This is a genomic window from Streptomyces sp. NRRL B-1140, from assembly GCF_001280065.1.
Lineage (GTDB): Bacteria > Actinomycetota > Actinomycetes > Streptomycetales > Streptomycetaceae > Streptomyces.
In genome coordinates this window covers 329972-345700 of the sequence record NZ_LGEA01000114.1, presented here as the reverse complement: position 1 = coordinate 345700, position 15729 = coordinate 329972, and the positions used below count along the sequence as shown (strand labels likewise).

At 72.2% G+C, this 15729-nt stretch carries 13 protein-coding genes; 10 read left to right on the top strand and 3 right to left on the bottom strand.

All coding sequences use genetic code 11. The annotated features are described in order from the left end of the window. Position 1 precedes the first annotated feature (1 nt). Both ADK65_RS27605 and ADK65_RS27600 read right to left on the bottom strand, forming a co-directional pair. The gene (locus ADK65_RS27605; RefSeq protein ID WP_053673663.1) at positions 2-1066 is read right to left on the bottom strand and encodes a sugar ABC transporter substrate-binding protein; all 1065 of its coding nucleotides are present in this window, start codon (positions 1064-1066) and stop codon (positions 2-4) included. 458 nt (positions 1067-1524) lie between these two features. Continuing rightward, positions 1525-2220 (bottom strand): GAF and ANTAR domain-containing protein, encoded by a 696-nt coding sequence (locus ADK65_RS27600; RefSeq protein ID WP_053673662.1) that lies wholly within the window; start codon positions 2218-2220, stop codon positions 1525-1527. Between the two features lie 244 nt (positions 2221-2464). On the opposite strand from ADK65_RS27600, the gene ADK65_RS27595 reads away from it, so the two are divergent. The 9 genes from ADK65_RS27595 to ADK65_RS27555 all read left to right on the top strand — a co-directional run bounded on the left by ADK65_RS27595 (position 2465) and on the right by ADK65_RS27555 (position 14285). After that, positions 2465-3310: an endonuclease/exonuclease/phosphatase family protein gene (locus tag ADK65_RS27595; protein ID WP_053673661.1), complete on the top strand. Its 846-nt coding sequence runs from the start codon at positions 2465-2467 to the stop codon at positions 3308-3310. A 214-nt stretch (positions 3311-3524) separates the two neighbouring features. After that, positions 3525-5234: a SpoIIE family protein phosphatase gene (locus ADK65_RS27590; RefSeq protein ID WP_053673660.1), complete on the top strand. Its 1710-nt coding sequence runs from the start codon at positions 3525-3527 to the stop codon at positions 5232-5234. Positions 5235-5462: 228 nt separating this feature from the next. Continuing rightward, positions 5463-6455 (top strand): hypothetical protein, encoded by a 993-nt coding sequence (locus tag ADK65_RS27585; RefSeq protein ID WP_053673659.1) that lies wholly within the window; start codon positions 5463-5465, stop codon positions 6453-6455. Between the two features lie 86 nt (positions 6456-6541). Beyond that, the gene (locus ADK65_RS27580; RefSeq protein ID WP_053673658.1) at positions 6542-8398 is read left to right on the top strand and encodes an HSP90 family protein; all 1857 of its coding nucleotides are present in this window, start codon (positions 6542-6544) and stop codon (positions 8396-8398) included. 2 nt (positions 8399-8400) lie between these two features. After that, complete coding sequence (locus ADK65_RS27575) at positions 8401-11301, top strand: hypothetical protein (protein ID WP_053673657.1); 2901 nt, start codon at positions 8401-8403, stop codon at positions 11299-11301. Between the two features lie 55 nt (positions 11302-11356). Beyond that, positions 11357-11884: a GNAT family N-acetyltransferase gene (locus ADK65_RS27570; protein WP_063788058.1), complete on the top strand. Its 528-nt coding sequence runs from the start codon at positions 11357-11359 to the stop codon at positions 11882-11884. Between the two features lie 26 nt (positions 11885-11910). Next, entirely contained in the window at positions 11911-12411 is a 501-nt protein-coding gene (locus ADK65_RS27565) for a hypothetical protein (RefSeq protein WP_159038834.1), read from the top strand. 1 nt (position 12412) lies between these two features. Beyond that, entirely contained in the window at positions 12413-12958 is a 546-nt protein-coding gene (locus ADK65_RS27560; RefSeq protein ID WP_053673654.1) for a kinase, read from the top strand. A gap of 145 nt (positions 12959-13103) precedes the next feature. Continuing rightward, complete coding sequence (locus tag ADK65_RS27555; protein ID WP_053673653.1) at positions 13104-14285, top strand: aromatic ring-hydroxylating oxygenase subunit alpha; 1182 nt, start codon at positions 13104-13106, stop codon at positions 14283-14285. A gap of 32 nt (positions 14286-14317) precedes the next feature. Here ADK65_RS27555 and ADK65_RS27550 read toward each other — a convergent pair whose 3' ends face one another. Continuing rightward, the gene (locus ADK65_RS27550) at positions 14318-15157 is read right to left on the bottom strand and encodes an alpha/beta fold hydrolase (RefSeq protein ID WP_053673652.1); all 840 of its coding nucleotides are present in this window, start codon (positions 15155-15157) and stop codon (positions 14318-14320) included. 64 nt (positions 15158-15221) lie between these two features. Between ADK65_RS27550 and ADK65_RS27545 the strand changes: the two genes are divergently transcribed. Next, on the top strand, positions 15222-15701 hold the full coding sequence (locus ADK65_RS27545) for a MarR family transcriptional regulator (protein WP_053673651.1): 480 nt from the start codon (positions 15222-15224) through the stop codon (positions 15699-15701). Positions 15702-15729: the final 28 nt, after the last annotated feature.

Below are 15729 nucleotides of genomic sequence, written 5' to 3'. Positions count from 1 at the left end.
GTCAGCCGAGGTTGTTGCCCCAGAGGGCCTTGTCGTCGCTCTTGACGCTGGGGACGCCCCCGTACGTGCCGCCGTCCGCCGTGACCAGCGGGGCGGAGAGCTGGTCCTCCAGCAGGCCGGGACGGACCTGGATGATGGTGCTGTCGTGGTCGGTCTTGCCGGGCTTGAACTTCTTCCCGTCGATCGCGGCCTTCAGGTAGTACAGGGCGTACTTGGCGTAGAGGTCGGCCGGCTGGGAGACGGTGGCGTCGATCTTGCCCGCGGCGATGCTCTTGAGCTCCTCGGGGATGCCGTCGTTGGAGACGACGAACACGTGCTTCTTGTTCTTCGGGTCGACGAGCAGGCCGCGCTGCTTGAGCACCTGGAGCGTGCCGGAGAGGGCGAAGCTGGACTGCATGTAGACGCCCTTGATGTCCGGGTTGGCCGTGAGGTCGGTCTGGAGCTTCTGGGCCGCTATCGCCCCGTCCCAGTTGGTGGCCTCGCCGAAGACCTTGATCCCCGGGTAGTTCTTCTTCATGCACTCGTTGAACGCCTCGGTGCGGTCACGGCCGTTGATCGAGTCGAGGCCGCCCTGGAGCATGACGACCTTGCCCTTGCCGCCCAGCTTGGTGCCGAGGAACCGGCAGGCCTTCTCGCCGTAGGCGCGGTTGTCGGCGCGGACGACCATGTAGACCTTGCCGCTGTCGGGGCGGGTGTCCACGGTGACGACCGGGATCTTCTTCGCCTCCATCTGCGCCAGGGTGGGCGCGATGGCGGCGGTGTCCTGCGGGGCCATCGCGACGCCCTTGACGCCCTGGCTCATGAAAGTCTGCGCGTTCGCGGTCAGCTTGGCGACGTCGTTCTGCGAGTTGGTGGTCTTCAGGTCCAGGCCCAGCTCCTTGCCGAACTGGGGGGTGTACTTGATGTACGAGTTCCAGAAGTCGGTGTCGGAGCGGGGGTAGTCGACACCCACGAGCGGCTTGTCGCCCGACGACGCGGCGGTGGTGGAGCCGCCGCCGCAGGCGCTGAGCAGCGCCAGGGCGGAGACGACGGAGGCGGTGGAGCAGAGAACGGATCTGAGTCTCATCGTTGGATTCCTCGCGCTGGTCCCGTAGCGGGAGTTGTTACGCCGACACGACAGCTATGTGTCGCTCGTGAAGAGATGGGATGTTTATAGAGGGCGCCCGGTGGCGCCGTCTAGAGGTGTGCGGAAACTTGCTGGTAAAGCGAAGAGAACGATCTAGAGAAGGGTCTCTGCGGTACCCGCGGGATAGATCCATCCCATCAATGAAGGGGTGTGTTCGTGACGCCCCTCACAGCCCCACGAGCTGCCACTCCTGGTTCCAGCCGCTGCCGGCGGGACGAACGCCGATGACGTGGGATGAATCGACGAGGACTTTCCGGCGCTTGTCCAGAGCGTGGGTGACAAGAGCTCTGCACGCAGGCGAAACGCCACCCCTCACCGGGTGATGGCGACCGTAGGGGTGGTCGAGGAGGGTGACCTGCTCCGACTACATGGGATGTCTGATCAGGTCGCCCTGCGCCTCATGCCTGTTTGCCCGAGCGCTTGTCCCGGACCCGCTGGGCGACGTCGCGCAGCTTGATGTTGTGGTGCTGCGAGATGTTGCGCAGCACATTGAAGGCGTCCTCGTCGCTCATCCCGTGGCGCTCCATGAGGATGCCCATGGCCTCGCCGATGGCGTGCCGGGTCTCCAGCGCGTGTTCCAGCTGGTCGATGGTGCGGGCGTCCGCGAGGGCGACGGCGGCGTGAGAGGCCAGCAGCCAGCCGGCGGTCGCGATGTCCTCGGTGAAGGTGCCCGGGCGGCGGGAGTACAGGTTGAGCGCGCCGAAGTCCTCTTCGTGGGTGTAGAGCAGGACACCGGTCATGCTGCCGATGCCCAGCTCGCGCGCGGCCTCGGCGTAGCGGGGCCAGTCCGGCCGGGGCCGGGTCATGTCCGCGATCCGGAACACGCGCTCGTCGTCCGCGTGCCGGGCGAGATCGAAGCACGGCCCCTCGCCCAGCTCGCCCTGCAGACGGTCGGACTCCTCGACCATGTCGCCGCACGAGGACAGCGTGACGGCGCGGCCCTTGCGCACCGCGAGGATCCCCGCCGCGTCGCAGCCGTCCACCAGCCGCACGGCCGACGCCACGATCTCGTCCAGCGTCTGCTGCACCGAGTCCTGCTTCAGCAGGGTCCGTGCGAGCACGGCCATCTCCTCGGCGAACTTCTGCCACTCCATGTCGCACCGCCCGCATCGACCACCAGTCCGGCCACCCTACGCACAGCCTCGTCGCCCACCGCCGAAGGTGCCAGAACCCGTGGAGTGTGGCGCGAGCCGTGCCGCCTGTCCGTTCCGCGTTCCGAACCCTCGTGGGCAGCGGCCGCGGTAACGAGATCACGCATCACCTGGGTTGCCGACGATCCCGTCCCATAACCTCGTGCGTGGAGGCGTCGGAGACCAGGCGTGTCCACCCAGGGAGGCGATGGTGCTCGACAGGCGCACGGGCGCGCGGTTGCTCGCGGGCGTCATGCTGGCGGTCTGCGCGGTGCTCGTCGGCCCCAGCGCACCGAACGGTGCCCTCTTCGCCGCGGCACAGCCCGCCGTGGCGGCCCGGGACGTCGTGCCGAACCGGGTCATGACCTGGAACATCTGCAACCCCTGCTCGGCGAGCGACGTCGACAAGGCCGCGGAGATCGCGGCGTACGCGCCCCAGGTCATCGGTCTGCAGGAAGCGTGCGTGCGTGACGTGGAGAGGATCCGGGAGTATCTGGAGAACCTGCACGGGCTGGCCTATCACGTCGAGTACGGGTCGGTGCTGCGCAAGTGGGGCCGCTGCGGGGGGACACCGTGGAGCCCGGGGGCGTTCGGCCAGGCGGTTCTGTCGGCGGCGCCGATGACGGACCCCGTCACCGTGGAATACCCGGACGGTGGCTCCGAGGACCGCGGGTACATGGCCGTCACCACCACCGTCGACGGCCGGTCCGTCCGGGTCTTCAACACCCATCTCGCCCAGCGGCGCCAGGAGGCGGTCCGGGCGGGGCAGGTCCGTGTGCTCGCGGCGGAGGTCGCCCGGCACGACCGCGCCATCGTCCTCGGCGACTTCAACGCCGTGCCGGACGCCCCTGAACTGTCCGGCGTCTGGGCGCTGGCCACGGACGCCGACCCGCAGTGCCGTCCGTCGCCCACCGGAAGCTGCCTGCCGACGACCGACTGGCAGAGCAAGTTCGACTACGTGTTCCTGCGAGGCGTCGTCCCGCTCAGGCACCGCGTGCATCCGACCTCGTCCTCGGACCACAGCCTGCTGCAGGCCGACCTCGACCTGGGCTGAGGGCGTGCGGCTGCGGCCGGCCACGCCCTGCCCGGCTCGCCCCGCCTGAACGGTCCGCTCGCCGGGACCGCAGGTCAAAGGCCCGCACGGCGTGCCGGAAGCAGCGACGCCACCGTGTCGCGTGGAATTCTCTCGCGTATGGGCATACGGGGAGGGCAAGCAAGCAGGGAACGCCGGCGAGCGGGAGGCCGGCCCGATCGGCAGGGAGGCCGCGATGACGGGGCCGGAGCACACGGAGACCGTTCAGGGGCCGTCCGTGCCGACAGCGCCCGTCGCGCCGACCGCCTCCCTGGAAGCCATCGGCGCCGGAGCCTACGTCGTGGACGAGCAGGGCTGCATCATCGCCGTGAACGCCCATGCCGAGCGCCTGCTGGGCCGGCCCGCCGCCGACCTGATCGGCCACGACGCCCACGACCTGCTGCACCGCGGCCCGCAAGGGCAGCCCCTGCCGAGGACCCAGTGCGCCATGCGGCAGGCCTTCCACGCCGGGCGCACGGCCCAGGCCGACGAGGACTACTTCGCCCGCGCCGACGGCACCGTGCTGCGCATCTCCTGGCTGATCACCCCCTACGACCTCGACGGCCGGCGCGGCGGCACGCTCGTCGTCTTCCACGCCCCCGGCCACACGCACGTCCCCGAGCCGGAGCCGGCGGCGCAGCCGATGTCGGAGCTGGCCCGGCTCGCCCTGCTCGCCGAGACCACCACGCGGCTCACCTCCACGCTCGACGTGGACGAGGCGCTGCGGCGGCTGGTCGGCCTGGTCCTGCCCCGCCTCGCGGACTGGGTGGTCGTCGACCTGATCACCGAGCGGGACGAGGTGTGGCGCACCATCGTGGTCCACGCCGACGGCGAGAAGCTCACCCACCACGAGGACCTGCAGGGGCCGATGCCGCCGATTCCCGAGGAATCCCCCATGCCGCTGTCCAGGGCCCTGCGCGGGGTCGCCTCCAACCTGGCCGGCCCGCAGACCTACCAGGGGGCACCGGACTCCGGCATCGCGGTCGAGCAGCGCCGCCTGTTCGACGTCACCGGCATGCGCTCCGCTGCCATCGCTCCCATCCGCAGCACCCGCGCCGTCCTGGGAGCACTCACCCTGGGCCGCGACGAGAAATCGGCGCCCTTCACGCCCGTCGACCTCCCCCTGATCGAGGACATCGCACGCCGGGCCGGCCTCGCCCTGGACAACGCCCGCCTCTACCAGCGCCAGCGCAAGGTCGCCGAGACCATGCAGAACCATCTGCTGCCGCAGATGCCGGGCGTCCCCGGCCTGCAGATGACCGTCCGCTACCTGCCCGCCCCCGACGCCTCCCAGGTCGGCGGCGACTGGTACGACGCCTTCCCCCTGTCCGACGCCTCCACCGCCCTGGCCATCGGGGACGTCGTCGGCCACGATCTGGAGGCGGCGGCCGGCATGGCGCAGGTCCGCAACATGCTCCGTGCCTACGCCTGGTCCCAGCACGAGCCTCCCAGCCGGATCGTCGAACGGCTCGACGAGGCGATCCAGCACATCACCGACGTCACCATGGCCACCACGATCTTCGCCCGGGTCGAACCGGCCGACGAAGGCTGGCGGCTGTCCTGGACCAACGCGGGCCACCCCCCGCCGCTGCTGATCAGCCGGGACGGCCTGGCCCGCTACCTCACCGACGGCCACGGCATCCTTCTGGGCACGCAGACCGGCACCCGGCGCCCGGACGCCACCGCTCAGCTCCCGCCCGGTTCCACCCTCGTGCTGTACACGGACGGACTCGTCGAAGCGCCCCGCCGCACCCTCGACGAGGGCCTGGACCGACTGCGCCAGCACGCCGCCGCCCTGGCCCACCGGCCCCTCGCGTCGTTCACCGACCAGCTCCTGCGCCGTGTCCGCCCCGCGGGCAACGACGACGACGTCGCCGTCCTGGCCCTGCGCGTCCCCGACAGCTGACCCACGGGCGAGGGCCGACCTCGCCGCACGGCTCCGGACGGCTCCAGCCACCTGCTCCGGCCGAAGCCCCGGCACACGACCCGGACACCGCGTCGGTCCGGCGCCGCCGGGCCTCGGTGCCACGCTGTTCCGATGCGTGAAGCGCCGGTGAAAACCCGGTGGAGAGCATGTCGGTGGGTCCGCCTATGCTGCACCGGAAGATCACGCGGGACCAGGGGAGGGCGCGGCATGTTCGGCAAGCTGTTCGGTGGGGGCGGGGAGAGACCGACGGCGGATGCGCACGCCCTGCCCGTCTCGCGCAGACAGAAGAACGGGACGTACAAACTGCGCGCACTCGGGGACGCCCGGGTGCTCGCCCTGGTGGAAGCGGCCGACGCCGGTGACTGGGCGGCGGTCAAGGCGGCCCTCGCCCCCTTCGACCTCGGCCGCGAACAAGCGGTCCTGGGGCAACTGACCGATGTGGACGGTCTGGAGGAATGGATCGTCCGGGCCGCCGAGGAGGACAAGGACGACAAGGAACTCCGGGCGACCGCCCTGCTGATATCGGGTGCGCGCCATGTCGCCTGGGGCTGGGAGGCGCGTACGTCCGCCCGAGCCGTGGACGTCGGCCGCGATCAGTGGGAGACCTTCTACGAGCGGCTGCGCATCGCCGAGGAGCACCTGCTGGAGGCCGCCGAGCTGCGGCCCGACTGGGTCACACCGTGGCGCCACCTGCTCACCTCGGGACGCGGCATGTCCCTCGACGACAGTGTCCAGGAGGCCCGGCTCGCAGCCGGTCTGCGGCGTGATCCGCTGAACCTTGACCTCCACCTGGAGTGGGTGTCGCACCTCCAGCCCCGCTGGGGCGGAGAGCCGGGCCTGGCCCTCGAGTTCGCCAGGAAGGCCTTCGCCGGCGCGCCCGACGGGCACCGGCTCGGCTGCGCCGTCGCCATGGCGCACATCGAGGACTGGGTGGAGTCCGACAACCGCGACTGCCTGCAGCACCCCCGGATCCGGACCGAGTTGAGGGAAGCGGCCGAGCGCAGCATCCTGCACCACGCGTACGAGCGCCGCCTGGGCTGGCAGGGCGACTACAACATCTTCGCCATGGCCCTCTCGCTGGCGGGCAGCAGCACCGCCTCCAATGTCTTCCGCGAGCTGGAAGGCGTGTTCACCGAGTGGCCGTGGACCTTCATGGCGGACCCGCAGAAGGTGTACGCGCGCTTCCGCAAGGCCTTCTGAGCCGCCGGCCGCCCCGCCCCGGCCGTCCTCGGCCCGGTCCGCGGACCATCGCCCACCCCGCCGTTCCCACCACCCCGGACTGCCCCATGCCCCTGCGTCACCACGCCACCGGCCACGCCGCCACCGACCGCACCTTCCAGGTGGATCTGCGCGGCCTCGTCGATCTCCTCTCCCACCACCTCTACTCCAGTCCCCGCGTCTACCTGCGCGAACTGATGCAGAACGCCGTGGACGCACTGACCGCGCGGCACGCCCTCGAACCCGCTGCTCCTGTCGGCGCCTTCGGCGTACGCCTGCACGCCGACGGCTCGGTGGTGCGCGTCGAGGACGACGGCGTCGGTCTCACCGAGGCCGACGTGCACGGCTTCCTCGCCACCATCGGCCGCAGCAGCAAGCGCGCCGACCGCCTCGCCGAGCAACGGGGCGACTTCATCGGTCAGTTCGGCATCGGCCTGCTCTCCTGCTTCCTGGTCGCGGACGAAATCCACGTCCTGAGCCGCTCCGCCCGCACCCCCGACGCACCCGCCGTGGAGTGGCGCGGGCGCGGCGACGGCAGCTATACCGTCCGCACCCTGCCCCCATCCGCCCGCCCCCGGCCCGGCACCACCGTCACCCTGACGCCGCGCGCCGACGCGGGGGAGTGGACCCGGCCGGCCCAGGTGCACGCCCTGGCCCGCCACTTCGGATCCCTGCTGCGCCACCCGGTCACCTTCGACGACGGCACAGGCGGCTCCGACCGCTCCGGCACGTCCGTCAATCCCGAGCCCGCCCCCTGGAGTCGTACGTACCCCACCCCGGGAGCCCGCTCCCGGGCCCTGGCCGCCTACGGTGAGGAGGCCTTCGGCTTCAAGCCGCTGGACACCATCGAGCTGGACCTGCCGGCCGTGGGCCTGAAGGGCATCGCGTGCGTCCTGCCCGAGACGGTGCCGGCCGGGCGCCGCCACGGCCACCGCGTGCACGTCAAGGGCATGCTGCTGTCCGAGCAGGCCGAGGAGATCCTGCCCGACTGGGCGTTCTTCGTCCGCTGCGTCGTCGACGCCGAGAGCCTGCGTCCGACGGCGTCCCGCGAGTCCCTCTACGAGGACGCCACCCTCGCCGCCGTCCGCGACGCCCTCGCCGAGCGGCTGCGCGACTGGATCGCCCGGACCGCCGCCGGCGACCCGGACCTGCTCGGCCGCTTCCTCCAGGCCCACCACCTGGCAGCGAAGTCCCTCGCCGTGCACGACGACGAGATCCTGCGGATGCTGCTGCCCTGGCTGCCGTTCGAGACCACCGACGGGCACTGCACCCTCGACGAGTTCGCCCGCACCCACCGCACCGTGCTGGTGACGTCCAGCGTGGAGGAGTTCCGCCAGGTCGCCGCGATCGCCTCGGCCGCCGGGCTCGGCGTCGTCAACGGCGGCTACACCTACGACCGCGAACTGGTCCACCGGCTGCCCGAGATCAGGCCCGAGGCCACTGTCGCCGACCTCGACCCGGCGACCCTCACCGCCCACCTCGACCCCGTCGACCGGGAGACGGAACTCGCCGCCGCGGCCTACCTCGCGCAGGCCCGCGACGCCCTGGCCGTCTTCGACTGCGACGTCGCACTGCGCACCTTCCAGCCCGTCTCCGCGCCCGCCCTGCTCATCGACAGCCGTGAGGCCCGGCACGAACGCACCCGCTCCCAGCTCGCTCGTGAGCAGGAGGGCGGCCTGTGGGGCGACATCCTCGGCGCCCTGCGCCACGAGGCACCGCGGGCCCAGCTGATCCTCAACCAGCTCAACCCGCTGGTGCGCACCGCCGTCGCCATCGACGAGCCCGAGCTGGCCCGCACCAGCGCCGAAGCCCTCTACGGACAGGCGGCGATGCTGTCCCGGCGCCCGCTGCGGCCCGCCGAATCGAGCCTCATCAACCGCTCCTTCCTCGACCTGCTCGCCCACGCCCTCCGCAAGGACAGCTGACGATGCCCACCGCACCCCACCCCCAGACCACCGACGAGCTGTACCAGGCGCTCCAGGAGAACCAACGGCGCCCCTACGGCCGCACCCGCACCGTCACCGCCGAGGAACTCGCCGACGCCGCAGAGCAGTTCGAGGACCCGGTCCCGCTGGTCCGCGCGCTCCTGGAACTCCAGGAGGCGTACACCTACGGCTCCGAACCCCGGAAGTCGCCGGTCGTCTTCGCGCGTCTGCTCACCCTCTTCGACGAGCAGCCCGACGTCTTCGACGAGCGCCTGCGCCACATGCTGTTCTGGCGGTTCAAGTGGGTGTCCAACGCCCTGCGCGCCCTGCCCGAGATACCGCTGACCAGCCTGCGCCAGTGGCTGACCGAGATGCGCGACCGCTACGAGAAGGCGGGCCTCGGCCTCCAGCCCTACTACGGGGAGGCCTACCAGCTCGCCGCCCACGTCGGTGAGGACACCACCCTCGCCTACGAGTTGTGGGCGGCCCGCACCCGCACCCGGCTCAGCGACTGCGAGGCCTGCGAGATCTGCCGGCGCGCCCGCCACCACCTCACCGCGGGCGACGACGAGCGGGCCCTGCGCGCCTGGGAGCCCGTCCTGGCAGGCCAGGAGTCCTGCCAGGAGGAGCCCGCCCGCTCCCTGTCGTACGCGCTGCTGCCCCTGCTGCGCACGGGCCGCGCCGAGCGGGCCCGCGAACTCCACCTCGCCGGTTACCGCGGCTGCCGCCGCAACCCCTCGATGGCCGGGGAGGTCGGCAGGCACCTGGAGTTCTGCGCGCTGACCGGCAACGAGGCCCGCGGCCTGGAGCTGCTCGCCGAGAACCGGAACCTCTTCGACGAGGTCGACTCGCCGCTCGACCAGCTCGACTTTCTCACCGGCGTGGAGGTCCTCCTCCAGCGCGTCGAACTGCTCGGCCACGGCGAGCTGCCCGCCGCCGGATACACCGGCCGCACCTGGACCGCCGCCGGCCTGCGCGCCGAGGTGCGCAGCCGTGCCGACGACCTCGCCGCCCGCTTCGACGCCCGCAACGCAACCACGGCCCACACCGACCGCCGCAGGGACCGCCTGGACCGCGCCCCGCTCCTGGACACCCTGGAGCTGACCCTGCGCACCCGCAGCCTCGACGACGTGACCCCGGCCGTCCCCGAATCGATCACCGAACTCATCCAGCGCGCAAGGGCGTTGACCGAGCAGGGTCACCCGGACGCCCGGGCCTGCTGGGCGCGGCTGCGCACCCTCGTCACCGCCCGCGACTACACCCACCCCGACGACCCGGCCGTGGGACCGGTCGTCCGGCTGCGCGCCGACCTGCTGGCCGAAGAGGCGAACCGGGCGCACGAGAAGGACCGGTTCACCGACGCCGCCGCCCTGAACGAGGAAGCCGCGGCCCTGTACGACGACGCCGGCGCGCCGGGCGACGCCGCGATCACCCGGGCCGGCGCCCTGCTCGCGAACGCCGAGATCCTCGCGGAGGGCGCCGACGGACCGCAGGCCAAGGCCACCGCCCTCACCGACTCCCACGCGGTCATGGTCCGCACGCACGAGGAGACGCCCGGCCTCACCCCGCACCAGGAGGCGCGCCTGCTGCGGCTGCGGGCGAGCGCGCTCGCCCTGCGTCTGCAGACGACCCGGAGCCAGGAGCACATCGCGCCGGTCTTCGCCGAGGCGGACCTGCTCAGCGCGTTCGCCGCCCGGCACGACATCGCCGGGCAGATCTCGAGCGCACACATGCTGCGGGTCACCACCCACGCCCTCTCCGGCGACCTGCCCGCCGCGGTCACCGAGGCCGACGCCCTCCTGGACCGGCTGAAGGCCCACGGCCCCGCCTGGCACCTGCCCCGCACGCTCGGACTGCGCGGCCGCCTCCGGCTCGTCCTCCAGGACCCCCAGGCCGCGTACAACGATCTGGCGGAGGGACTGCGCCTGGCCGCCGACTGGCCGGCCGAGGCGGTCGGCACCACCCGCCTGCACACCGACCTGGCCGAGGCCTGCATGCATCTGGGCAGGCCCGAGGAGGCGCTGCGGCACCTGACGCGCGCGGCGGAGCTGGACCTGCGGCACGGCAGCCGGACCGACGCGTACTGCACCTACAGCAACGCCGCCCAGCTCAGCCTCGACCTGGGCCGCGTCGAGGACTGCATCGCGCTGCTCGACTCCCTGCTGGCCGAACCGGACGTGGCCGCCGGAGAGCTGGACGACCGGCTCGTGGCCCAGCTGCGTCTGACCCGCGCCCGAGCACTGCACACGGGGGACGACCTCAAGGCCGCCACGGCGGAGTTCGTCGCGCTCGCGGCCGAGTCGGCCGGCTGGGACGACGACCCGGGCAGCCACGCCATGATCGCCGCGGAGACGGCCGTACTCCTCGCCGAGTCCGGTGAGTTCGGCCGGGCCCGCGAGGCCGCCGACCAGGCGCTCGCCGCCCACGCCGAGGACCCGCGCTACGAGTACCTCAGCAACTCCCTGCGTGAACTCGCCCGTCTGCGGGCGCAGCAGCAGGGCGCCGACGGACTGGCCGACGCCCTGGCCGTCCTCGCCGACGCCGGCCGGATCGCCGACGAGGCCCGCGCCGCCGGGTACGAGGCCCACGGCCGCTCCCTGGACACGGCCCTGGCCTACGAGTACGGGAGGGTCAACGCCTACGCCGGCGCGTACGAGGACGCCCTGGCGGCTCTGGACAAGGCACTCACCCTGCTCGGCGAGCCGGGGCGGGACGACGACCGGGCCGGCGAATGGGCCGAGTGCGTGCGCCTCGCGGGTGTCGTGGAGGGCCTCTACCTGGAGCGTCCCGCCCCCGCCCTCACCAGGCTGGACGCGGCCGTCGTCCGCCTGACCGCACTGGGCCACACCGAGGAGACGGAGCCGCTGACCTCCCTGGCGGCCCAGCTGCGCGACGAGGAGTGAGGGACGAGGTGATATTCGATGGTCGCGGGCTCGATGCGGCGCCCATACTGACGCGGTGGATCCAGTGACACTTGAGACCGGGCGTCTGCTGCTGAGGGCCTTCGAGCCGGGCGACGTGGACGCGGTGCACGACGCCTGCCAGGACGAGGACATCCAGTTCTACACACCGGTGCCCGTGCCCTTCGGGCGGCAGGACGCCGAGAAGATGGTCCGCGAGGGGCGCGAGGGCTGGGCCGCCGACAAGGACTACGTCCTCGGGGCGTTCCGCAAGGACACCGTGGCGCTCGTCGGCTCGTACTGCCTGACCAAGGTGAGCGCGGGCGTCTACGAGCTCGGCTACTGGGCGGTCAAGGACCAGCGCGGCCAGGGCTATTCGGCCGAGGCCGCGCGGGCGCTGTGCGACTGGGGGTGGGCCACGCTCGACGTCCACCGCATCGAATGGTGGGCCATGGCCGGCAACACCGGATCGCGTGCCGTCGCCGAGAGGCTGGGCTTCACCGTCGAAGGGACGCTGCGCAACCGCGGCATCGCCAACGACGGCAAGCCGCACGACTGGTGGGTCGGCGGACTGGTACGGGCCTGATGGAACGCATCGAGAGGCGGGGGACCGTGGGACGCGGTCTGCGAGTGGGCCTGCTGATGGCGTGCGTCCCGGGCCTGCCGTGGGCCGCTCTCGCCCTGGGGGTGGCCCTGGTGGAGTTCGTCCGAGGAGGGGACACCGGGCTCGCCGCCCGCGATCTGCGCTACGGCGGGCTGCTCACCGGAGGAAGTCTGCTGGCCGGTGTGCTGATGGGGCTGGTCCTCGCCGGCGGGCTGGCCCTCTCGGCCCCTGTCCTCACCCGCCGGTGGGGCCTCACCCTCGTGGGAGCACTGCTCGGGGCGCTCGTCTTCCCCGTCGAGTTCCTGGTCGTCGCGATCGGCACGGACGGGGCCTTCGCCCAGCTCGGCGCGACCTTCCTCGCGTGGCCGTTCATGACGGCGGTGGCGGCACTGCACAGCACGGACATCGCGGGCCGCACCCGCAAGCGCACCTGGCTGTGGACACCCGGTCGCAGGCCGGCGCCGGTGGCCGTCGGCCCAGTGCCCGAGCCCCGCCACGGTCCGTCGTAGGGTGCCCTCCGTGAGAGTGGGGACCGAACAGACCCGGCTGGTCGTGCTGCGGGGCAACAGCGGGGCGGGAAAGTCGTCCGTCGCAGCCGGGGTACGCGAGAGGTTCGGGCGGGGGGTGGCGCTGGTCGGGCAGGACAACCTGCGCCGTGTCGTGCTCCGGGAGAGAGACCGGCCCGGCGCGGCGAACATCGGTCTGATCGACCTGACGGCACGCTATGCCCTCGACGCCGGGTACCACGTCGTGGTCGAGGGGATCCTGTACGCCGACCGCTACGGCGAGATGCTCACCCGGCTGCGCGCCGACCACCGCGGCCCGACCCACGGGTACTACCTGCACGTGCCGTTCGAGCAGACCCTCGTCCGTCATGCCACCAAGCCGATCGCGAACGAGATCGGCGAGCCGCGGCTGCGCGAGTGGTACCGGGAACTGGACCTGCTGCCCGGCGGCGTGGAAACGGTCATCGGTGCCGAGAGCACCCTGCGGCAGACCGTGGACCGCATCATGCGCGAAACGGGGCTGGCCGGTCTGCCCGAGAACGACCTCTAGCCACGTCACCCGTCCGTACGCGCCGGGCAGGGCGTGAGCGGTGCGGCGCGGTGAGACTGGGCCGTGCCGGGCGCCCGCACCGGCAGCCCGGTGCTGCCCGACGGGGACGTGCGGCTGTCGCTGCCCGTACGCGCGAGGGAGAGGTATGACCGAGACCGACGAGGCCGGGGCCTTCCCCACCGGGGCCGCGTGGCCGGCGGAGCACCGTGACCCGGGTACGGGCGTGGTGGATCTCCGGCGCGTCGGGGCGAACCCGGACTTCTGGTATCCCATTGCCCTGTCGAAGAACGTGCGGCGCGAACGGGCCTTCGCGGCGACGTTCGCCGGGGAGCGCATCGCGCTCTTCCGCGGGCAGAGCGGCACCGTGTACGCACTGGAGGACCGGTGCGCCCACCGGCAGGTGCCGCTGAGCATGGGCGTCGTGGAGGGTGAGACCCTCCGCTGCTGCTATCACGCCTGGGCCTATCGCGGCGACGGACGCATCTCGCAGATCCCGTACCTCTCCAAAGGCGACGGCCGGCCCCCGCGCGGCGTGCGCGGCTACCCCGTGCGCGAGGCCTACGGTCTGGTCTTCGTGTTCCCCGGCGACCCGGAAAGGGCGGCCGCCGCTTCGCTGCCCGACCTGCCCGCGTTCGGCTCGCCTCGGTACCGGACGATGACCTACTCCCGGACCGTGCGCTGCCACTACTCGTTCATGCACGAGAACCTGCTCGACATGAACCACCAGTTCCTGCACCGGGGCGTGGTCGGACGACTCCACCCCGAACTGCTCGACTCCCGCACCGACGAGCGGTCGGTGGAGGCCAGGTACCTCTTCAGCCACGCCGGGGGCAAGCGCAACCGCGGGGCCGGCCTGCTGGCCGCCGAGGGAATCGGGGGCAGCGACTCCCGCGACGTCATGACGATCCGCACCGAGTACCCGTACCAGACCCTCGACCTGGTCCCGGAGAACGCCGAGCGGCCGGCCTTCCGTCTCTGGGTCGCCTACGTGCCCGAGGACGCCGAGCAGCGCCGCTGCCACACCTTCGGACTGCTCATGATCGAGAAGCCGCGGATCCCCGGCGCCCTGCGGCTGGCCTGGCCCCTCATCAGGCGTTTCACCGAGCGGGTGTTCGCCGAGGACCGGATGGCCGTCGAAGCGGAGCAGCGGGCCTGGGACGAGCAGGGCGAGGACCGCAATCGAGAGGTGTTCTCCCTGATCCTGGACGTCCGCGAGGTGCTGCGCACCAACGGCGTCCCCATCCGCCCCCGGGCCGCCGCCTGCGGTGCCGCCTCGGTCTGCACCGGGCAGGGCCGCGATCCGGCGGCGGTGCCGGACACCCCTTAGGGGCGGGCCCGCGGACCCGCCGGGGCGGGGGTTCAGGCGAAGAACTCCCGCAGCAGCCGGTTGACTTCGGCCGGTCGCTCGGTGGGCAGGGAGTGGTGGGAGGCACCGGACAGGGTGACGACGCGCGCCGAGGGCAGGAGCCGGCGCGCGGCGGCCGCCGCACGCCGCGGGTCGTGGGCGCGGCTGCGTTCCGCCAGGAGCACCAGGGTCGGTACGGTGCACGCCGCGAGTTCCGGAGCCTTGGGGCGCCGCATGGCCACGACCTTCGACCGGCGGGCGGCGGCGGTGCTCCCCAGGAACGCCCGCCACACCGGATCCTCGGGGTCACGGCCGGTCTCCCACCGGTGGAAGGAGTGCACCCGCTCGGCGCTGGGCCTCAGCAGCATGGGCAGGGCGCGGGCGAGGTAGCGCGGGCTCATGCCGGTGAAGCAGTTGACCGGGTCGAGCAGGGCCAGCCTGCCGAGCCGATGGGGCGCGTGCAGTGCGTAGCGCAGGGCGATCCAGGCGCCGTAGGAGTGACCGCACAGGTGCGCGCCGTCGAGGTTCAGCGCGTCGAAGAGGGCGTCGAGCCAGGCCGTCAGGTCCGCTGCGCCGCGTAGCGGTGCCCCGTCGTGAACGCTGCGGCCGATGTCGCCCATGAGGTCGACGGCGTGGATGCGGTGGGCCCGGGCCAGGGCGCCCGCGGTGGCGAACCAGGCGGCCGAGGTGGTTCCGCCGCCGGGCAGCAGGACGAGCGGGGTGCCGTCCTCGTGCCCGCTGATCTGGACCCGGGTCGTGCCGTAGGGGGTGGGGACGTCGACGCCGTGCACCTCTCCCGGCCACTGTCGCAGGACGTCGTCGTACGCCCTGAAGAACGCTGCCGTGTCATCCATGTCCCCGCCCCATATGACTCGTTCACCGATACTCTCGACCAACGAGATATTAGGGGAGTGAAGCATGGACGACCAGGATCCCGGTCTGCGACTGGTGCATCTGCTGCGGGCCGTGACGCTGGAACTGGACCTGTTCGCGGCGGAGTTCGCAGGCCGCAATGGGCTCCATCCCACCGATGTACGGGCGTTGATCCACCTGCTCGACGCCGGCCGCGAGGGCGTGCGGGCCACCCCGGGGTGGCTGGGCGCGCAACTGGGGGTGAACTCGGCGTCGACCACGGCCCTGATCGACCGGCTGGAGCGGCTGGAACTGGTGCGCCGGGAACGGGACACCGAGGACCGACGGCGCGTGCTGCTGGTCGTGCGGGACGAGGCCGTCCGGCTGGGCTGGTCCTTCTTCGGGCCGCTGATCCACGAGATGGTCGACTCGATGCGTTCCTTCGACGAAGCGGAACTGGTCGTGGTCAGGCGTTTCCTGCTGGCCATGCGGGACGTCGCCGCGGCCGGACGACGTGCCCGGCGGGAGGGCTCCGCGGGAGAGTGACGTCACGCCTCGGCATGCCGGCCGCGCC

Coding starts and splice junctions, on each gene's coding strand:
- ADK65_RS27605 (WP_053673663.1), bottom strand. CDS start 1,066: ATGAGACTCAGATCCGTTCTCTGCTCCACCGCCTCCGTCGTCTCCGCC.
- ADK65_RS27600 (WP_053673662.1), bottom strand. CDS start 2,220: ATGGAGTGGCAGAAGTTCGCCGAGGAGATGGCCGTGCTCGCACGGACC.
- ADK65_RS27595 (WP_053673661.1), top strand. CDS start 2,465: ATGGTGCTCGACAGGCGCACGGGCGCGCGGTTGCTCGCGGGCGTCATG.
- ADK65_RS27590 (WP_053673660.1), top strand. CDS start 3,525: ATGACGGGGCCGGAGCACACGGAGACCGTTCAGGGGCCGTCCGTGCCG.
- ADK65_RS27585 (WP_053673659.1), top strand. CDS start 5,463: ATGTTCGGCAAGCTGTTCGGTGGGGGCGGGGAGAGACCGACGGCGGAT.
- ADK65_RS27580 (WP_053673658.1), top strand. CDS start 6,542: ATGCCCCTGCGTCACCACGCCACCGGCCACGCCGCCACCGACCGCACC.
- ADK65_RS27575 (WP_053673657.1), top strand. CDS start 8,401: ATGCCCACCGCACCCCACCCCCAGACCACCGACGAGCTGTACCAGGCG.
- ADK65_RS27555 (WP_053673653.1), top strand. CDS start 13,104: ATGACCGAGACCGACGAGGCCGGGGCCTTCCCCACCGGGGCCGCGTGG.
- ADK65_RS27550 (WP_053673652.1), bottom strand. CDS start 15,157: ATGGATGACACGGCAGCGTTCTTCAGGGCGTACGACGACGTCCTGCGA.
- ADK65_RS27545 (WP_053673651.1), top strand. CDS start 15,222: ATGGACGACCAGGATCCCGGTCTGCGACTGGTGCATCTGCTGCGGGCC.